The following is a 19,809-nucleotide window of genomic DNA, read 5'->3' on the forward strand; positions in this document are numbered from 1 at the left end:
AGGAATGGAAATTCTAACCCATACTGCGTACAACGCTTTTTACTTTGTTAAGGACAGTTAAGATGGCCGAAGAGACAATTTTCAGCAAAATTATTCGCCGTGAAATTCCCGCAGATGTGGTTTACCAGGACGAACTGGTGACTGCATTCCGCGATATTTCTCCTCAGGCGCCAAGCCACATTCTGATCATTCCGAATACCCTGATCCCGACAATGAATGACGTTGATACCACGCATGAAGCCGCGCTGGGCCGGATGATGACGGTTGCCGCTAAAATTGCTGAACAGGAAGGGATTGCCGAAAGCGGTTACCGCCTGATCGTCAACTGCAACCGCGACGCGGGTCAGGAGGTTTATCATATCCATATGCATCTGGTCGGTGGCCGTGCATTGGGTCCATTGCTGTCACGTCAGTAAGGGTAAACATGCGTTTCCTGATGGCATTATTGCCGGTAATTTTGTTGACAGCCTGCAGCAGCAAGCCAGGCATTGCGCTCAATAATCAGCAAAGAGTGGTCATGGAGTCCCCCGTTCTGACGGCGGGTATTATCCCGAGTTCGCCATCCGTGTCTGATTCCGGTGGGCAGAAAAAAGCCACCAGTACACTGGATAATAACCAGCCACATCCTGTCACCTTGCATTACCGTTTCTATTGGTATGATAAGCAGGGACTGGATTTATTACCGATTGCCGAATCCCGGACCGTCACCGTGCCAGCCAACAGCAGCGTTGACATCAGTTCACTTAATGGCAATCTCGATGCGTACAGTGTGCGCATGTACCTTTATCTCTAAATTCCCGTACGGAGAAGGTTGATGAAAAAGTATTTTCTCATTGTGGCAATGGCTGCTTTGATCCTTGGTGGTTGTACTTTGCCAAACCAGCAACAAACCCAGCAGCCAGAACAACCACAGCAACCGCAACAGCCACTGCCGCCGGTCAATCCGCCAGTGCCAGAGCAGCCACCGGTTCAGCCGGTTCCACAGCCGCCAAAATTCGCGAATATTGACTGGACGGCGACCGTTCAGCCGATGCTGGCAAAAATGCTGAAATCCGATGGTGTGCAGTCCGGCAGCGTGTTGCTGGTGGATAGCGTTAAAAACAGCACTAACGGCTCACTGCAAATGGCCAAGGCGACGGATGCCCTGCGTAATGCACTGGCGAACAACACCACTTTCCAGGTGGTTCCGGCAGATCAGGTGTCTTCGGCCAAACAGTCACTGGGATTATCGCCGGATGACAGCCTGGCGTCGGTCAGCAAAGCCATCGGTCTGGCAAACATCGTGAAGGCCCAGTACGTGCTTTACAGCACCGTAAGCGGTGATGTAAAAGCGCCGACCATGTCGATGCGTCTGATTACCGCACCAAGTGGCGAAATCGTCTGGTCAGGCCGTGGTGCAGTCCAGAACTAACGCTGAGCTTCTGCAATCAGAACTACGGCAACTGATCGAAAAACATTATCCGGCGGTGAAAACCGCCGGATTTCGTTTATTACCGGTCGCCGGACTGACGGGAGAAAGCTGGAAAATTTGTTCGCCTGCCGGTGATTTACTGGCGCGGCATCAGTCTTTTGATAAGCGGATTGCGGGCGCTGACCGGCGACGAGAATCTGCGATTTTGCGGCATGTCGCGCGGCAAAGATCAGGCCCGTGTGTCAGACTTTATTCGCCGCCGTGGCTGATTGTTGACTGGATAGAGGGCACGCCGCATACGGAACAGACCTTCGCAACGCCCGCCACACAGCAGTCACTGAGCCGGACGCTGGTCAGGCTGCACCAGTTACCGCCTTCAGGCTACCGGCTGGATTTACAGCATCAGTTTGCACGTTACTGGCAACATATCGACCGGCGCAGACTCACGCCGCGCTGGTTGCGTTTACATCGCAAGATGATGTCGCAGACACAGCCCGTGCCGCTGAAACTGGCGCTGGTGCATATGGATATCCACGCAGGAAATGTATTGCATACGCCAGACGGCCTGCGGTTGATTGACTGGGAATACGCGGCGGATGCGGATGTTGCCCTGGAGCTGGCTGCGATTGTTCGCGGCAATGGCTGGAGTACGCAGCAGCAAAATGTTTTTCTGCGTGAGTACATCAACGCGGGTGGCTATCAGGATATTTCTCTTTTGCAGCAGCAGGTTAACCGCTGGCTCCCCTGGGTCGATTACCTGATGCTGATGTGGTTTGAAGTGCGCTGGCAGCAGACCGGCGAGCATAAATACCGTGAATGGGCGCAACCGTTGCGGCCGTGATAATCGTCTGAAAAATAAAAAGGAGCGTCCATTTTGTTAGGACCTGTAATGCTGGATGTCGTTGGCTTTGAGCTGGATGCCGAGGAACGTGAAATTTTGCAGCATCCGCTGGTCGGCGGACTGATTTTATTCACCCGAAATTATCATGACGTTGATCAGTTGCATGAACTGATCCGCCAGATCCGCGCCGCGTCCCACGACCGGCTGGTGCTGGCGGTGGATCAGGAAGGTGGACGCGTGCAGCGTTTCCGTGAAGGCTTCACCCGTCTGCCTGCCGCGCAGTCTTTTGCGGCCCTGAATGCGCCGCATGAAGCGAAGCGCCTGGCACAGGAAGGCGGCTGGCTGATGGCGTCAGAAATGATTGCTATGGATATCGATATCAGTTTTGCGCCGGTTCTGGATATCGGTCATATCAGCGCGGCCATTGGCGAGCGTTCGTTCCACGCCGAACCGCAGAAAGCGCTGGATATGGCAGAGCAGTTTATTCTCGGCATGCATGCCGCGGGGATGAAAACCACCGGTAAGCATTTCCCGGGACATGGCGCGGTCAGTGCGGATTCTCATAAAGAAACGCCGCGTGACGATCGCCCGCTGGAGGTGATCCGCGGGCACGACATGGCAATCTTCCGCCAGCTTAATGAACGTAAATTGCTGGATGCCGTCATGCCAGCCCACGTGATTTATACCCAGGCTGACCCGCGTCCGGCCAGCGGTTCACCTTACTGGCTACAGGAAATTTTGCGCAAAGAACTGAATTTCAACGGTGTGATTTTCTCCGATGATATTTCGATGGAAGGTGCCGCGATTATGGGCAGCTATCCGGAACGTGCTCAGGCTTCTCTGGATGCCGGTTGCGATATGATCCTGGCCTGTAACAACCGTCAGGGCGCAGTGAGCGTGCTGGATAACCTGTCTCCGGTCAAAGCTGAACGTGTTGCGCAGTTGTATCATCGCGGACTGTACAGTGGAAAACAGGCCCGTCAGGACCTGCAAAATTCCAGTCGCTGGAAAGACGCAAACCGTGAACTGACCGCGCTCGACGCCCGCTGGCAGGAACATAAAGAAACTGCCCGGTAACGTTTTTCAGTCCGCGTAAGGGTTTCAACGCACATTCAGGATGAGGTAAACGATGATTATCTATTTACATGGCTTCGATTCAACCAGTCCCGGTAACCACGAGAAAGTGTTGCAGCTACAGTTTATTGATCCCGACGTCCGTTTCATCAGCTACAGCACGCTGCATCCGCGCCACGACATGCAACATTTGCTGAAAGAAGTCGATAAAGTGCTGCATGAAACCACCGACAAAAATCCGCTGATTTGCGGTGTCGGGCTCGGCGGGTTCTGGGCTGAACGTATTGGTTTCCTGTGCGGTATCCGCCAGGTGATGTTCAATCCGAACTTATCCCCGCAGGACAATATGACCGGGAAAATCGACCGTCCCGAAGAGTACGAAGACATCGCGACGAAATGCATCAGTGATTTTCGCGAGAAAAACCGCGACCGTTGTCTGGTGATTTTATCCCGCGAAGACGGTGTGCTCGACAGCAAGCAAACCGCTGAGAAACTTCATCACTATTACCCGGTTGAATGGGATGAACATCAGAGCCATAAGTTCAAGGACATCTCGACCCATCTTCAGCGGATCAAAGCGTTCAAAAACATCGCCTGATTTAACATTTCATTTCTGCAATATTTAAAAACCACTGCCCGAAAGCAGTGGTTTTTTTATTTGGTTCATTCCGCGGGATGAAATCATTTTTCCGCCTGTTTTTCCTCTAACCTGCTGATTTAAATCCGTCAAAATACGTGCCATTTCCCTAAGTCAAATTAGCCAAATGAATTTAAATTGACCTATATCAATTTTGGTATGACCAAATCACCACGCGTGATATCCTCCGTCTCAGATACCGATTTAACTTAAGCAACCCTATGTAATATAAGGATAATATTTTTACTCTTATATAACAATTGGTTCACATTTGAGGGGGTCATTTTGACATCACCAATGAAGAAAATTGTGATTATCGGCGGTGGCGCCGGCGGTCTGGAACTGGCAACCAGCCTGGGCCATAAACTTGGCCGCAAGAAAAAAGCGGAGATCATTCTGGTCGATCGCAACCATAGTCATTTGTGGAAACCCCTGTTGCACGAAGTGGCGACCGGCAGCCTGGATGACGGCGTGGATGCGCTGAGCTATCTGGCTCATGCCCGCAATCACGGCTTTACCTTCCAGATTGGCTCACTGACTGACATCGATCGCGAAAATCAGACCATCAAACTGGCTGAAATCTGCGATGAGAACGGCGAAATGCTGGTGCCGGTGCGCGATATTGCGTACGACACTCTGGTGATGGCGCTGGGCAGCACCTCTAACGACTTCGGTACACCGGGCGTGAAAGACAACTGCATCTTCCTGGATAACCCGCATCAGGCGCACCGTTTCCATAACGAAATGCTGAACCTGTTCCTCAAGTTCTCTGCCAGTTCCGATAAGCAGAAGAAAGTGAATATCGCGATTGTCGGTGGCGGTGCGACCGGCGTTGAGCTGTCTGCTGAGCTGCACAATGCGGTCAAACAGCTGCACAGCTACGGTTTTGAAGGTCTGGACAGCGAAGCGCTGAACGTCACGCTGGTGGAAGCAGGTGAGCGTATTCTGCCGGCGTTGCCACCGCGGATTTCTGCGGCGGCACACAATGAGCTGACCAAACTGGGCGTGCGCGTTCTGACGCAAACCATGGTTACCAGCGCGGATAAAAACGGCCTGAACACCAAGTCCGGCGAATTCATTGACGCCGATCTGATGGTCTGGGCGGCGGGGATTAAAGCCCCTGATTTCATGAAAGAGATCGCCGGTCTGGAAACCAACCGTATTAACCAGCTGGTGGTGGAACCGACGTTGCAAACCACACGCGACCCGAACATCTATGCGATTGGTGACTGTGCGTCCTGTCCACAGCCGTCCGGCGGTTTCGTGCCACCGCGTGCTCAGTCAGCACACCAGATGGCCTCCCGCTGCTTTGCAAACATCATGGCGCAGCGCAAAGGGCAGAGCCTGAAACCTTACGTTTATAAAGACCACGGTTCACTGGTTTCCCTTTCACGCTTCAGTACTGTCGGCAGCCTGATGGGTAACCTGATGCGCGGTTCTATGATGGTCGAAGGGCGTCTGGCGCGACTGGTTTATATTTCGCTGTATCGTATGCATCAGATTGCACTGCACGGTTACATTAAAACCGGTCTGATGATGCTGGTCGGTGGCATAAACCGCGTGATCCGCCCGCGTCTTAAACTGCACTGATTCCGTTCAGCGACGTTTTTTTGAACGTCAGCTGAATCGTTTCGTACCTAAAAGCCTGTTAATTACAGGCTTTTTTATTTCTGATGCAATATTTATTACGTTACAAATACCCACACAGCACAAGATCACGTCACTATTACTTTGTCAGCTAAGAATCCTCCGAAACGCCCCTCAGACAGGTCATTTTCCTCACTTACAGATTTCGTCTTATTGTTTGCTTACGTTTTGGTATGCACTATTGACAATAAGTTTACAGACGGCGTTTCACGCACGCCGGACCTCAGATGTGTTGTTGTCCGCTGAGGAGCGCCCTTGAAAGGGCGAATTGCGTGGTAACATTTTCGGAGGAAGTCCTGTGAACAAGTCAATGTTAGCTGGGGTCGGAATTGGTGTGGCTGCGGCGTTGGGCATTGCTGGCGTTGCGAGCATGAACGTCTTTTCGTCTGGCCCGCAATATGCGCAGGTTGTCAGCGCGACGCCAATCAAAGAGACCACGAAAACTCCGCGTCAGGAATGTCGTAACGTCACTGTCACTCATCGCCGTCCTGTGCAGGATGAGCATCAGATCACCGGTTCCGTACTGGGTGCGGTGGCGGGGGGGGTTCTGGGTCACCAGTTTGGTGGTGGCCGCGGACGCGACGTCGCGACGGTAGCTGGTGCGCTGGGTGGCGGTTATGCAGGTAACCGTGTACAAAGCAGCATGCAGGATAACGATACTTACACGACTCAGCAGCAGCGCTGTAAAACCGTGTATGACAAAGAAGATAAAACGCTCGGTTATGATGTGACCTATAAAATAGGCGATCAGCAAGGGAAAGTTCGTATGGACCACGATCCGGGTACACAAATTCCGCTGGATAAAAGCGGTCAGTTGCAGCTTACCCGTTCGTAATCAACCGGTTAGTCCTTACAAAAAAGCCTGAGGCGTAAACCTCAGGCTTTTTTTATGGAATCAACCGTGCATTCAGTCCGTCGTGCTGAGCCGCTTCACTCCATTTTTATGTTTAACGATATCGGCCATGACGGCCAGCGCGATTTCGGCGGGGGTTTTGCTGCCAATTGGCAAGCCTACCGGCGCGTGCAGACGGGTAAAATCATCTGCTGTGAAATCAGCGATGGTTTGCAGACGCTCACGGCGACGTGCGCTGTTGCGCTGCGATCCCATCGCACCGATATAAAATGCCGGGGTATTCACCGCTTCCATCAGGGTCAGATCATCCATTCTCGGGTCATGGGTCAGCGCAACAATGGCGGTATTCGCATGACAGCTTTTTTGCTCGAGATATTTAGCAGGAAACTGTTTTTCCAGACGAATATCCGCCTTCAGCGACGGCAGAAAGTTTTCCAGCACGTCCTCGCGGCACTCACATACCACCACTTCAAATCCCAGCGCGCAGGCAAAATCCGCGCAATACAGCGCGACACTCGACAATCCGGCAATCAGCAGACGCGGCGGGGCGGCCAGATGCAGGGTGATGCAATCATCATTGCGCATCACCTGAGTCGCTTTATGATAATTCGTCAGTTCCAGATGATCGCAGGCTGCGGGCAGGGTAAGTGACTTGGTCAGGGCGTAATGTCCCGCCAGCGCCATGCCCATTCTTTGCAGATAATCCACATTACCTTGCGATGACGGCAAATACTCGATCAGCACATCCAGCGAACCACCGCACGGCAGGGCAATATTTGGCGTCAGACCGCCTTCTCCGTAGCGCACAATCTGGCTGGCTTGCTGATATTCGCCTCTCGCTATGCGTTGCAGGAAATCCTCTTCAACACAGCCACCGGAAAGCGAACCGCAAAAATGCCCCCCGGCTGTTGCCACCATCAATGCGCCGGGCGCACGCGGGGAAGAACCGTAAGTGTTCAGCACCGTACAAAGCCAGACCGGCTGGTGCGCCAGCCATTCCATCGCCTGAGAAATAACCTGATTATCAAGATGCTGCATACGGTTGTCCGTTCTGAAAAAGCGAAGATTTGGGGAGTTGCTCCGGCAGATCGATATCTGCGATCACTGCCGGATTGTTAAAATTCAGTCGTAAAACGTCGCGTCCGCGCAAAAGATCCCGCGCGCCATGATCGCCGCGCAACTGCAAAAGTCCCTCACGCAACGGCCGGGAAAAACCGACCGGATGGCCCGGCTCATTTTGCCAGTATGGCCGTACCACCTGCGCCTGTTGCAGGCTTTTAGCAACCGCGGTGAAAACCTCTGCGGGAACAAAGGGCATATCCGCCAGATGAATCAGCCAGCCGTCCCATTCCGGCGTATCGCGTACGCCGGCAGCAATGGATTCACCGGTTCCGGCACTGCTGACGAGGGTAAAAGGCACGGCTTTACGTGCGCAACTGGCCTGAACCTGCACATTTTCCGGACAGGTGACCACATGGACTGACAAACCACTGCCGGTTAACTGATTCAGCGTGGTTTCAAATACCGTGACAGGATTTTCTGCTGTTTGACTCAGAACGGCATTGAGCTTGTTTCCCTCGCCACCGGCGGCAGAAAACCGCTTTCCTGACCCTGCTGCGAGCAAAATAATTCCGGCCATTTCGCTTCTATCCCTTCTGGTTATTGTTTGCGCAACAGAAATGAATTATCGCACTTTTTTGCGCTCATTTGTGAACAAGATATTAAAAATGTGTTTCTCATCATAGCTTATAAGGTTTTGCGTACCTATAATCGCCCGCGAAAAACAGGATTTTCAGAATATTAGAAAGTGCTGAACAATAAAAAGACATAAAAGAATCAAAGGAATTTATGAGCAATTTCAATCCGTCCAGGCGGCGCTTTGTGAAAGGCGCGGTTATCGCTGGCGTCTCCGTTTATCTCGCGCCGTTGCACAGTCGGGCTTATGCCGCACTGTTCGAAGAAAAAATTCTGCAATCACCCCAGTGGGATGCACAAAACAAACGCGTCCGTTTCCGTATCGATGGCAAAGCGAAAGTTATGGGGCAGAAAGTCTTTGCCCGCGATATCCGCGCCAAAGACATGCCGCACTGGCCCCAGAAGCAGGCGCACGCCTTTATCCTGCGCGTAACTGAAGCCGATAAAGTTTACACCGGTCTGGATCTCTCACTGCTTGGCGACGATCTTCAGCCCGACCAGCTGGTAACGGCCAACGTGCTGGCGCGCGACGGGCTGGCATTCCCGGCCTTTTACGGCGAAGACATGCTGCTGCCGGAAGGCAAAACGCCTGCCTATCTGGGACAAGCCGTGGCGATCCTGGTTTATCAGGATTTTGCCAAATTCCGTTTCGCCAAAAATGCATTGAAATTCAAGGACGGTGTGGTGCGGTACGGCGAGAAAACCGGGCCGCTGGAGCGCGATCCGTGGGGCACGTTCCGCTTTGTGCGCGTCGGGGGTGAAACCGCCTATGAAGACGATAAATTCTCCAGCCTGAAAGATATGCCGGTCTTTCCGGTGGGTATGCGCAAACACCTGCCGGTCTGGCCGGAAGGGCGCGAGGGCGGCAAGCTGGACGAGCAGGGCATGTTCTACGCGGGTGAAATGGCTGATGAACTGAAATCGCCTCCGCAGGACTGGCTGGTGATGTCGCGCCGTTTTACCACGCAATCCGTTGATACTTCCGCGCTTGAGCCGGACAACGCCAACGGCTGGTATGACACTGCGACACAAACGCTGCATATGGTGGTGCCAACGCAGTCGCCGCAGGAAGTGGCGGATGAGATGCCGCGCATGATGGCGAAATCACACCGTACGGTGAAAACGCTGATTATGCATCCGTGCTACACCGTAGGATACGGCTCGAAAGATCACTACAACTTCCCGTATTACGGTGCCGTTGCGGCGATGTACGGTGACGGCACGCCGGTGCGTCTGGCTAACGACCGCTTTGAACAGTTCCAGTCAGCGCTCAAACGCCATGCGTTTGATATGAATTACGACATTGCCGTGAACCGTGAAACCGGCATGGTGCAGTCATTCCATGCGGCAATGACCGCAGACGGCGGCGGGCGCAGCAACTTCACGCCGTCGGTGGTGATGGTTGGCGCAACAGCGGCACAGTCGATTTACTACTTCCCGAAAAGTGATTTATCTGCCGTCGGTCTGGCCTCGCGCGCGCTCGATGCGGGTTCCGCACGCGGCTACGGTACGCTGCAAAGTATGGCCGCCACTGAAATGATGATGGATGAGCTGGCCGCTGAACTGAAGCTGGATCCGATTGCGTTCCGCATGCGCAACGTTCTGAAATCGGGCATGAAAAACACTCAGGGCGCCATTCCGGCGGGCGCTATTCGTGCTGATGAAGTGCTGGAAAAAGCCGCTGTTCATCCGTTATGGACAGAGCGTAAAAAGCGTAAAGCCGAATACGAAAGTCAGAATCCGGGTAAACGCTATGGCGTCGGTTTTGGTTGCGTGCAGAAAGATTTCGGCACCGGCGCGGAAACCTCTTTCGCCCGCGTGGAACTCAGTGAAAAAGGCGAAATCAGCCTGTGGCACAGCGGCGCGGAAATGGGCACGGGGATGTCGACGTCGCAGTCCGTTCTGTGCGCTGAATGGCTGGGGAAACCGGCTGAACAGGCGCATTTCTCGGTGACAGACTGGTCGGTATTGCCGGTGGAAACCAGCGGCGATCCGTACATTATGTCGCAGGAAGAGCAGGACAAACTGCAAACCAATCCACGCTGGTCGCCTTCTTACTGCTCGCCATCCAGCGCCAGTAACTCGGCCTATTACTTCTCTCACAGCACCCGCGAAGCGGCACGCCTGATCTTCGACAACGGCATCTGGCCAGCGGCGATGGCTATCTGGCAAACCGGCATTGGTGGCGGACAGGCTGCGCCTTATGTCGTGCGCAAAGAAGATGCCCGCTGGGTGGAAGGCGGTCTGACCGCCAACGGAATGCAAATTCTCAGCCTCGAAATGCTGGCGAAAAAAGTGTACGAAATGAAAGGCATGACCGGCGCAGCGGTTCACGTATTCAACCGCTGGCAATGGGCAGAAGCCGATTTCACCCTCAATAATGTGCGTCAGCGCATTCCGGTTGATGGCATGTCAGTGCGTCACGGTGCGGATCAATTCCAGACCCTGGCGCGTGACGCGGTGTATTACCCGCCAACACAACGTAACAACGCTTCTGTGACCTATTACAGCGCGGTCGGTACGCTGGCCGAAATCGCAGTCGACATTGCCACCGGCAAGGTCGAACTCCTGACGCACCATTCCATTATGGAGTGCGGCAATCTGATCGTACCTGAGCTGGTTTCAGGTCAGTTGCAGGGTGGGCTGGCGATGGGTATCGGTCACGCATTACACGAGTATTTACCGCTGTACGAAGACGGGCCGGGCAACGGAACGTGGAACTTCAACCGTTACCATTTGCCGCGCGCCAGCGATGTGGCGGTCTGGAAACAGACCAGCGATATCCTGCCTGCGCTGTCGGAAACCGATCCGCCGAAAGGCATGGCTGAAGTGGTGATGATCCCGGTCGTCGCTGCGCTGGTGAACGCCATTGCCGATGCCACCGGCCACCGTTTCCGTGATTTGCCTGTTCGTGCTGAAAATATTCGTGAGGTTTTACAATGAGCATCAAAACCCAGCCAATGACGCTGACCATCAACAATCAACAATACGGCCCGCTGGAGGTTCCTGAAGGCCTGATGATGATTGATTTCCTGCACGAGTATGTGGCGCTGACCGGTTGCCGTCTGGGCTGCGGTCAGGGGATTTGTCACGCCTGCGTGGCGATCGTCGACCATGAAAGTGGCACCAGCGAAGAAGTGCGGACCTGTATCACCGGCGCACATTTCTTCAACGGCAAAAAAGTGCGTACCGTCGAAGGGCACGCGAAAACCGATGACAAAGGCGAAGTCCACCTTTCTCCGGTTCAGCAGGCGTTTCTGGAACATTACAGTTTCCAGTGCGGTTACTGCACGCCGGGTTTTGTGAATGCGGCGACGCTGCTGCTTGAGCGTCTGGAAAAGCACCCGATCCCGCTGGCTGATCTCGAAGCGGCGATTAACGGCGCGCTGGAAAATCACATCTGCCGCTGTACCGGCTACGTGCGGTATTACGAAGCGGTACGCGATGTAGTGATGAAAACCCCAGGCCTGATCCGGGAGCATGCGTGATGAAAAAACGTCTTTTCCTCGCGCTGCTGGTGGTGATTATTATCGTGATCGCCGTGCTCTGGTGGCGGGAAAACCGCACGCTGGATGCGCCGGTGCAGAAAGTCACTGCGGATACGGCGCAGATTGAACGCGGTCATTATCTGGTGCAGGCGTCTGACTGCGCGGCATGTCATACCGCTTCCGGCGGTGCGCCGCTGGCGGGTGGCTATCCGCTGGAAACGCCGTTTGGCAAAATCTTTGGCAGCAATCTGACGCCTTCTGCGGACGACGGCATTGGCCGCTGGACGTCAGACGATTTCTATCTGGCGCTGACCAAAGGCGTGGCGCCGGGCGGACGTCATCTGTATCCGGCGATGCCTTACACTTCATATAAAGGTGTCACCCGCAAAGACTCTGACGATATGTATGCGTTTCTGATGACGCGTCCGGCGGTGGATCAGCCGGTGCCGGAAAACGAAATGCCATTCCCGTTCAACCAGCGTATGGCGATGATCGGCTGGAACCTGTTATTCCGTACCAGCGATCCGATGCCAGCCAGTTCTGAGGGGAATTCTGCCGACTGGCAGCGCGGTCAATACCTGACAGATGTGCTTGGTCATTGCGGCGAATGTCATACACCTCGCGGCAAACTGGGGCAGATGGATACCGACAGTAACCTGAGAGGCGGTACGCTCGGACGCATTACCGCACCAGCGATCACCCCGGAGTCGCTGGCGCAACGTGGCTGGAATCCGGCGGATCTGAGCCGTTTCCTCGCGACCGGCATTGCGCCTCAGGGATCTGCCTTCGACGAGATGCATAAGGTTGTCGACCTCAGCACCCGTCATCTGACCGACGCCGATCACCGTGCGATCGTCACGTACCTGCTGGGCGACAAACCACCGGCGGCGGTGCCGGTCAGTACCGGACAGGGCGGTAATGACGCCGGACGTATCACTTATCTGGATCAGTGTTCCGGTTGCCATATGGCCGATGGCTCCGGCAAACCGCACGTCGCGGTGGCGATGCAAAACAACGCCACCTTGCGCCAGCCGGATGGTCGTAACCTGATCGTTTCCGTGCTTGATGGTTTACCGGCTCAGGATTTCCCGAACGGTGAAAGCATGCAGTCGATGCCTGGTTTTGCGGACCGTCTGAACGATGCGCAAATTGCTGAGATGGTGAATTATCTGCGCGTGACCTTCGGCGGCCTGCCGGGGGATATTTCGGCGGACCAGGTGAAAGCGTTGCGCAAACACTGATTAATCAGCCTGATGAGCCTGTAAAAAAGCCCGGTGAATGATGAGTTCACCGGGCTTTTCTTTTTGCTTCGTCAGACTCAGATCAGATGTTCTGTAAACTCACTCAGCATGTCACCGACAAATTTCAGGCGTTTTGGGCGGTCAGTCAGATCCAACATAAACTTCAGCTTGGTCGGACCGTCGAGACGATACACCTGCGGCTGTTTTTGCAGCAGACCGATCAGGAAGCCCGGATCGACACGGTTCTTATCACCGAATTCGATAAAGCCACCGCGCTCGTTACCTTCGATACGCCGGATGCCCAGCTCTTTAGCCTTCAGGCGCAGCACGGCAATCTGCAACAGATTGCGCGCGGCGTCCGGCAGCGTGCCGAAGCGGTCGATCAGCTCCACGCGCAACTCGTCCAGTTCACCTTCGGTCTTCGCGCTGGCAATGCGTTTGTACAATGACAGGCGGGTATTGACGTCAGGAATGAAATCTTCCGGCAGCAGCGCAGGCATGCGCATTTCGACTTCCGTCTGGCTGGTGGTTAAATCCTCCAGCGACGGCTCGCGGCCTTCCTTCAGCGCTTCGACGGCGTTTTCCAGCAATTCCATATACAGCGAGAAACCGATGCTGGTCATCTGACCGCTCTGGCCTTCACCGAGCAGCTCACCTGCACCACGAATTTCCAGGTCATGCGTCGCCAGCGCGAAACCGGCACCCAGGTCTTCCAGCGAGGCGATGGCTTCCAGACGTTTATGCGCATCAACAGACATGGCTTTCGGCGGCGGCGTCAGCAGATAGGCATAGGCCTGATGATGTGAACGCCCGACGCGGCCACGCAACTGGTGTAACTGCGCCAGACCAAAGTGATCGGCGCGTTCGATAATGATGGTATTCGCCGTCGGAATATCGATACCCGTTTCGATGATGGTGGTACACACCAGCACGTTAAAACGCTGATGATGGAAATCATTCATCACGCGCTCAAGGTCGCGTTCACGCATCTGCCCGTGACCGATAGCAATACGCGCTTCCGGCACCAGTTCGGCCAGACGCTGCGAGGCTTTTTCGATATTCTCAACGTCGTTGTAAAGATAATAAACCTGCCCGCCGCGCAGAATTTCACGCAGTATCGCCTCACGAACCACCAGACTGTCGTACTCGCGCACAAAGGTTTTGACCGCCATACGACGCGCGGGCGGTGTGGCAATAATCGACAGATCGCGCATACCGCTCATCGCCATATTCAGCGTACGCGGTATAGGCGTTGCGGTCAGGGTCAGGATATCCACATCGGCACGCATGGCTTTGATTCGTTCTTTATGGCGCACACCGAAGCGGTGTTCCTCATCGACAATCAGCAGACCGAGATCTTTCCAGCGCAGGTCGCTTTGCAGCAGTTTGTGCGTGCCGATAATAATATCGACTTTGCCTTCGACGGCATCTTCCAGCACCACGTTTTGCTCTTTGGCGCTGCGGAAACGCGACATCATTTCGATGCGCACCGGCCAGCTGGCAAAACGGTCGCGGAAGTTATCAAAGTGCTGCTGTGCCAGCAGCGTGGTCGGCACCAGAACGGCCACCTGTTTGTTGTTGGAAACGGCAAGGAAAGCTGCGCGCATCGCCACTTCGGTTTTCCCGAAACCCACGTCGCCACAGACCAGACGATCCATCGCCAGTGGTTGCGTCATGTCGGTCAGTACAGCATTAATCGCCTGAGCCTGATCCGGCGTGGTTTCAAACGGGAAAGCCTGACAGAACAGCTGATACTGTTCTTTGTCATGCTTAAAGGCGAAACCACTTTTGGCTTCGCGCTGGGCATAGATATCGAGCAGTTCGGCGGCAACGTCGCGTACTTTCTCTGCGGCTTTCTGCCGTGCTTTCGACCAGGCTTCACCACCCAGTTTATGCAGCGGCGCGCTTTCGTCGGCACCCCCGGCATAACGGCTGATCAGATGCAGGGATGACACCGGCACATAGAGTTTGTCTTCACCGGCGTAAGTCAGGATCAGGTATTCGGCAGTAATACCGCCGGTTTCCAGCGTGGTCAGCCCGAGATAACGACCGACGCCGTGCTCGACATGCACCACCGGCTGACCGGGGCGCAGTTCGGCGAGGTTGCGGATCAGCGTATCGGTATTAATCGACCGGCGGCTGTCCTGACGGCGACGCGCCACGCGTTCACCAAGCAGGTCGCTTTCACAGATCAGCGCCAGCTGTTTATCCGCATCCAGAAAACCGCGTTCACATGCGCCAATCATGATGTAACGACCGGCAGTATCGGCTTCTTCGATGCGGGTAATCAGCGTCGGCATCAGCTTGATGCGTGCCAGCAAATCCTGCAACGTTTCGCGGCGGCCTTCACTTTCTACCGAGAAAACCAGACTGCCCGCGAAGGATTCATTGAAGCGACGCAGGTTATCCATCGGCGCTTTATTCTGCGGCTGAACGGATAAATCAGGCAGCTTTTCGTAGCTCAGGTTAGTGTTCGCGGCTTTCTTCGGCAGCGAATCGGTGCTCAATTGCACGCGTGGCCACTCTTTGAGTTCGGCAAATAACGAATCAACGCGCAACCACAGATTTTCCGGTTCCAGCAGCGGACGCATCGGATCGACGCGGCGGCTTTCGTAACGCTGGCAGGCATCCTGCCAGAAACGTTTGGCGGCGGCTTCGAGGTCGCCGGTATTCAGCAGCAGCGTATTTTCCGGCAGATAGCTGAACAGCGTGGTCAGCGGCTGGCTGAAAAACAGCGGCTGCCAGTATTCGATACCGGCCGGGAAGGTGCCTTTGCTGACCTGCTGATACACATGCTCAGCGTCGCGACGCACTTCGAACTTCTCGCGCCACTGGCTGCGGAACAGTTCGATAGCATTTTTGTCGGTCGGGAATTCATGTGCGGGCAGCAGATTGATGTGATCGACTTCGGTCAGCGTGCGCTGGGTATCCACGTCAAAGATACGCAGACTGTCGATTTCATCATCAAAGAAATCAATGCGGTAAGGTTCTTCGCTGCCCATCGGATACAAATCGAGCAGGGCGCCACGGGTGGCAAACTCACCGTGTTCCATCACCTGATCGACGCTGCGGTAACCGGCTTGTTCCAGCTGCGCACGCAGCTTATCGCGGGAAAGTTGCTGGCCTTTTTTCATCACCAGCGCGTGACCGTGCAGGAACTCGTGCGGGCAGACGCGCTGCATCAGCGTATTCACCGGCAGAATGATGATGCCGCGTTCCATAGTCGGAAGCTGATACAAACTGGAAAGGCGCGAAGAAATGATTTCCTGATGCGGAGAAAAACTGTCGTAAGGCAGGGTTTCCCAGTCGGAAATGCTCAGGACTTTGTTTTCAGTAAACTGCTGGATTTCATCGCGCAGGCGCAGGGCATTCTGCATATCAGGTGCGATCAGCAGCAGGGGGCCGGTATGGCGTTCACTGATTTGGGCGCATTCCAGCGCGCAGGCGGAGCCCGTAAGCTGGCCTAACAGGCGGGTGTCGCCCGGACGTTCAGGCAACGAATAACGATAATCTTGAGACATAGGCTGTTTTGAGTTCTCGTTTTGGCGGCTGTCGGAGGCCAATTTGCAGACCGTATCTTGCTTCGCTGGTGTCATCGGGGTCAACCCGTTGACGGTATAAAAGCGTCAACAGAGTCACAAAGTTAAACCGATTACTTTGGGTTAGTGGTTCCATAAAGCGGTGCTAGCCTTTATTATCCTTGATCACTTTAGTCTGCGCCACGCACTTATTTGCGGCCAAGCACTTAAAACGGATGTTATGTATCAACCTGTCGCGTTATTTATAGGTCTGCGCTACATGCGCGGGCGTGCTTCGGACCGCTTCGGGCGGTTTGTCTCCTGGTTATCCACCATTGGTATCACCCTTGGGGTGATGGCGCTGGTAACCGTATTGTCTGTGATGAACGGTTTTGAGAAAGATCTGGAAGGTAACATTCTGGGTCTGATGCCTCAGGCGTTAATCACCACACCGGCCGGATCGCTTGATCCACAGAAAATCACCCATGATCAGGTGTCAGCGCTGAAAAGTGTTAACCGCGCCGTGCCGCTCACCACCGGTGATGTCGTGCTGCAAAGTCCCGGCAGCGTTGCCGTGGGCGTGATGCTCGGTGTCGATCCCACTCAGCATGATCCGCTCGCGAAATACTTAATTGGGGTTGCGCAGCAGGAACTTCAACCCGGTCAGTACAACATCATTCTGGGCGATCAGCTGGCGCAGCAACTCAAAGTGCGTCGCGGTGATCAGCTGCGTCTGATGGTCACCAGCGTCAGCCAGTTTACGCCGGTCGGTCGTGTGCCAAGCCAGCGTCTTTTCAATGTGATCGGGACGTTCTCCGCCAACAGTGAAGTGGATGGTTATCAGATGCTGGTGAACATTCAGGACGCCTCACGTCTGATGCTGTATCCGAAAGGCAACGTGACTGGCTGGCGTCTGTTCCTCGATAAACCGCTGGACGTCGACAGCCTGAGTACGCAAAAGCTGCCGGACGGAGCCAGCTGGAAAGACTGGCGCGAACGTCGCGGTGAGTTGTTCCAGGCGGTGCGTATGGAAAAAAATATGATGGGGCTGCTGCTGAGTCTGATCGTCGCCGTCGCCGCGTTTAACATTATTACGTCACTGGGCTTACTGGTGATGGAGAAACAAGCCGAAGTGGCAATTTTGCAAACGCAGGGGTTAAGCCGCCGCCAGATTATGGCGCTGTTTATGGTGCAGGGCGCCAGTGCCGGTGTGATCGGCGCGTTGCTCGGTGCTGTGCTCGGCGTGGTGCTGGCCACCCAGCTGAATACCATTATGCCGGCTATCGGGCTGATGCTTGATGGCGCGTCGCTGCCGGTCGATATCGAACCGGTTCAGGTTGTTGTCATTGCGCTGGTCGCCATGGCAATCGCCTTATTATCTACGCTTTATCCTTCCTGGCGCGCTGCTGCCACCCATCCCGCAGAGGCTTTACGTTATGAGTAATTCTTTATTATTGCAGTGTGAAAACCTCTGTAAGACTTATCAGGAAGGCAAGATGCACACCGACGTGCTGCGTGACGTGAGCTTCGCCATGCAGCCGGGTGAGATGATGGCGATCGTCGGGACGTCCGGTTCCGGTAAAAGTACCTTGCTGCATCTGCTGGGCGGACTGGATTCACCGACGTCCGGCGAAGTGATTTTCAAAGGTCAGTCGCTGAACAGCATGTCATCTTCTGCCAAATCTGAACTGCGAAACCGCGAACTGGGCTTTATTTATCAGTTCCACCATTTGTTGCCTGATTTCACCGCGCTGGAAAACGTGGCGATGCCGCTGCTGATCGGCAAAAAGAAATCTGCCGAAGTGCAGGAGCGCGCGCTGGCGATGCTTGAGGCGGTTGGGCTGCAACACCGCAGCAATCACCGTCCTTCCGAGCTTTCCGGCGGTGAACGTCAGCGTGTGGCGATTGCCCGTGCGCTGGTGAATAACCCTTCGCTGGTGCTGGCCGATGAACCGACCGGTAACCTCGACCAGCGCAACGCAGACAGCATTTTTGAACTGCTCGGCGAACTGAATGTGCGTCAGGGCACCGCGTTTCTGGTGGTGACTCATGACCTGCAACTGGCCAATCGTCTGACGCGTCAGCTGGAAATGCGTGACGGCAAGCTGCAGCAGGAATCGATGTTGCTGGGAGCGAAGTAATGTCTGGCATTCCTTTTTCATTATTGATTGGTCTGCGCTTTAGTCGTGGGCGCCGCCGCAGCGGTATGGTGTCGCTGATTTCGGTGATTTCAACGTTAGGTATTGCGCTGGGTGTGGCGGTACTGATCGTCGGCCTGAGCGCCATGAACGGCTTCGAGCGTGAGCTGAAAGAGCGAGTGCTGGCGGTGGTTCCCCATGGCGAAATCCGTCCGGTGAACCAGCCGTTTAACAACTGGCAGGGCGTTCTGGATCGTGTGGAAAAAGTGCCGGGCATTGTGGCCGCCGCGCCGTATATCCAGTTCAATGGCCTGATCGAGCACGGTGCAAAACTGCGCGCTATCCAGCTTAAAGGTGTGGATCCGCAGAGCGAACCGCGTGTCAGTGCCGCGCCGAAATTTGTACAAAACAATGCATGGCAGAACTTTAAAGCCGGTCAGCAACAGCTGATCCTCGGTAAAGGCGTTGCCGATGCGGTGGGTGTGAAGCAGGGCGACTGGGTGACGGTGATGATCCCTAACAGTGACCCGGAAATGAAACTGTTGCAGCCAAAACGCATCCGTTTGCAGGTCGCCGGGATTTTGCAGCTCAGCGGACAGCTTGACCACAGTCTGGGCATGGTGCCGCTGGCCGATGCGCAGCAATATCAGGATATGGGCAGCAGCGTGACCGGCATTGATATCAAAGTGAATGATGTCTTTGCGGCGCAAAAATTAGTCCATGATGCGGGTGAAGTGACGCAGGCTTATGTCTACATTAGTAGTTGGATCGGCACATACGGCTATATGTACCGCGATATCCAGATGGTCCGCGCCATCATGTATATGGCGATGGTGCTGGTGATCGGCGTAGCCTGTTTCAACATTGTGTCTACGCTGGTGATGGCAGTGAAAGATAAAAGCAGCGATATTGCGATTTTGCGCACACTGGGCGCAAAAGACGGGCTTATCCGCGCGGTCTTCATCTGGTACGGTTTACTGGCCGGGCTGGTGGGCAGCGTGGCGGGTGTGGTGATTGGCGTGATTGCGGCTTTTCAGCTGACCAACATCGTTAACTTTTTGCAAAAGCTCACCGGCCATCAGTTCCTGTCGGGCGATATTTATTTCATCGACTTCCTGCCATCTGAGGTTCACTGGCTGGATGTCGCGGGCGTGCTGGTCACTGCCCTGATCCTGAGCCTGCTGGCGAGCTGGTATCCGGCGCGTCGTGCAAGCCGTATTGATCCTGCCCGCGTACTCAGCGGCGGTCAGTAATGTTTTTATTAAT

General features: G+C 54.7%; 17 protein-coding genes. 14 read left to right on the forward strand and 3 right to left on the reverse strand.

All coding sequences use genetic code 11. The features are described from left to right. Positions 1 to 62 precede the first annotated feature (62 nt). From hinT to EC840_RS00900, 8 genes are all read left to right on the forward strand, one after another. The gene (gene hinT, locus EC840_RS00865) at positions 63 to 416 is read left to right on the forward strand and encodes a purine nucleoside phosphoramidase (protein ID WP_112291124.1); all 354 of its coding nucleotides are present in this window, start codon (positions 63 to 65) and stop codon (positions 414 to 416) included. An 8-nt stretch (positions 417 to 424) separates the two neighbouring features. Next, the gene (locus EC840_RS00870) at positions 425 to 793 is read left to right on the forward strand and encodes a DUF1425 domain-containing protein (RefSeq protein WP_112291123.1); all 369 of its coding nucleotides are present in this window, start codon (positions 425 to 427) and stop codon (positions 791 to 793) included. A 21-nt stretch (positions 794 to 814) separates the two neighbouring features. Further along, positions 815 to 1,411: a penicillin-binding protein activator LpoB gene (gene lpoB / locus EC840_RS00875; RefSeq protein WP_120160634.1), complete on the forward strand. Its 597-nt coding sequence runs from the start codon at positions 815 to 817 to the stop codon at positions 1,409 to 1,411. Next, on the forward strand, positions 1,395 to 2,252 hold the full coding sequence (locus EC840_RS00880; protein ID WP_132964092.1) for a phosphotransferase: 858 nt from the start codon (positions 1,395 to 1,397) through the stop codon (positions 2,250 to 2,252). The genes lpoB and EC840_RS00880 overlap by 17 nt, the downstream gene beginning before the upstream one ends. A gap of 48 nt (positions 2,253 to 2,300) precedes the next feature. Continuing rightward, complete coding sequence (gene nagZ, locus EC840_RS00885) at positions 2,301 to 3,329, forward strand: beta-N-acetylhexosaminidase (RefSeq protein ID WP_112291119.1); 1,029 nt, start codon at positions 2,301 to 2,303, stop codon at positions 3,327 to 3,329. 52 nt (positions 3,330 to 3,381) lie between these two features. Beyond that, positions 3,382 to 3,924, forward strand: a complete 543-nt coding sequence (ycfP, locus tag EC840_RS00890) for an alpha/beta hydrolase YcfP (RefSeq protein WP_112291118.1) — start codon at positions 3,382 to 3,384, stop codon at positions 3,922 to 3,924. A 324-nt stretch (positions 3,925 to 4,248) separates the two neighbouring features. Continuing rightward, positions 4,249 to 5,553, forward strand: coding sequence for an NAD(P)/FAD-dependent oxidoreductase (locus tag EC840_RS00895; RefSeq protein WP_129638491.1), 1,305 nt, complete (start codon positions 4,249 to 4,251; stop codon positions 5,551 to 5,553). Between the two features lie 355 nt (positions 5,554 to 5,908). Beyond that, the gene (locus EC840_RS00900; RefSeq protein WP_120160641.1) at positions 5,909 to 6,445 is read left to right on the forward strand and encodes a glycine zipper 2TM domain-containing protein; all 537 of its coding nucleotides are present in this window, start codon (positions 5,909 to 5,911) and stop codon (positions 6,443 to 6,445) included. Between the two features lie 72 nt (positions 6,446 to 6,517). On the opposite strand, the gene EC840_RS00905 is transcribed toward EC840_RS00900, so the two are convergent. Together EC840_RS00905 and EC840_RS00910 are read right to left on the reverse strand one after the other, a co-directional pair. Next, on the reverse strand, positions 6,518 to 7,501 hold the full coding sequence (locus EC840_RS00905) for an XdhC family protein (protein ID WP_132963787.1): 984 nt from the start codon (positions 7,499 to 7,501) through the stop codon (positions 6,518 to 6,520). Further along, positions 7,488 to 8,102 carry a nucleotidyltransferase family protein gene (locus EC840_RS00910; RefSeq protein WP_132963788.1) on the reverse strand — a complete coding sequence of 205 codons (615 nt, stop codon included), beginning with the start codon at positions 8,100 to 8,102 and terminating at the stop codon, positions 7,488 to 7,490. Before EC840_RS00910 ends, EC840_RS00905 begins: the two co-directional genes overlap by 14 nt. A 209-nt stretch (positions 8,103 to 8,311) precedes the next feature. Here EC840_RS00910 and EC840_RS00915 point away from each other — a divergent pair, with 209 nt between their 5' ends. The 3 genes from EC840_RS00915 to EC840_RS00925 are packed head-to-tail and all read left to right on the forward strand — an operon-like array spanning position 8,312 to position 12,887. Next, positions 8,312 to 11,101: a molybdopterin cofactor-binding domain-containing protein gene (locus tag EC840_RS00915; RefSeq protein WP_132963789.1), complete on the forward strand. Its 2,790-nt coding sequence runs from the start codon at positions 8,312 to 8,314 to the stop codon at positions 11,099 to 11,101. Beyond that, a complete protein-coding gene (locus EC840_RS00920) occupies positions 11,098 to 11,646 on the forward strand; it encodes a (2Fe-2S)-binding protein (RefSeq protein WP_112291108.1) in 549 nt (182 codons plus the stop codon). The genes EC840_RS00915 and EC840_RS00920 overlap by 4 nt, the downstream gene beginning before the upstream one ends. After that, positions 11,646 to 12,887: a cytochrome c gene (locus EC840_RS00925; RefSeq protein ID WP_132963790.1), complete on the forward strand. Its 1,242-nt coding sequence runs from the start codon at positions 11,646 to 11,648 to the stop codon at positions 12,885 to 12,887. The genes EC840_RS00920 and EC840_RS00925 overlap by 1 nt, the downstream gene beginning before the upstream one ends. Before the next feature lie 77 nt (positions 12,888 to 12,964). On the opposite strand, the gene mfd is transcribed toward EC840_RS00925, so the two are convergent. Continuing rightward, positions 12,965 to 16,408 (reverse strand): transcription-repair coupling factor, encoded by a 3,444-nt coding sequence (gene mfd / locus EC840_RS00930; RefSeq protein ID WP_132963791.1) that lies wholly within the window; start codon positions 16,406 to 16,408, stop codon positions 12,965 to 12,967. A 238-nt stretch (positions 16,409 to 16,646) separates the two neighbouring features. Between mfd and lolC the strand changes: the two genes are divergently transcribed. Genes lolC through lolE form a run of 3 tightly spaced genes read left to right on the forward strand, consistent with a single transcriptional unit; the run spans position 16,647 to position 19,796 of the window. Next, complete coding sequence (lolC, locus tag EC840_RS00935; protein ID WP_112291105.1) at positions 16,647 to 17,849, forward strand: lipoprotein-releasing ABC transporter permease subunit LolC; 1,203 nt, start codon at positions 16,647 to 16,649, stop codon at positions 17,847 to 17,849. Then, the gene (lolD, locus tag EC840_RS00940) at positions 17,842 to 18,546 is read left to right on the forward strand and encodes a lipoprotein-releasing ABC transporter ATP-binding protein LolD (RefSeq protein ID WP_112291103.1); all 705 of its coding nucleotides are present in this window, start codon (positions 17,842 to 17,844) and stop codon (positions 18,544 to 18,546) included. The genes lolC and lolD overlap by 8 nt, the downstream gene beginning before the upstream one ends. Beyond that, on the forward strand, positions 18,546 to 19,796 hold the full coding sequence (lolE, locus tag EC840_RS00945) for a lipoprotein-releasing ABC transporter permease subunit LolE (RefSeq protein ID WP_112291102.1): 1,251 nt from the start codon (positions 18,546 to 18,548) through the stop codon (positions 19,794 to 19,796). The genes lolD and lolE overlap by 1 nt, the downstream gene beginning before the upstream one ends. Positions 19,797 to 19,809 lie beyond the last annotated feature (13 nt).

It is taken from the genome of Rahnella sp. JUb53 (assembly GCF_004346065.1).
In the GTDB taxonomy this organism is placed as follows: Bacteria; Pseudomonadota; Gammaproteobacteria; order Enterobacterales; family Enterobacteriaceae; genus Rahnella; species Rahnella variigena.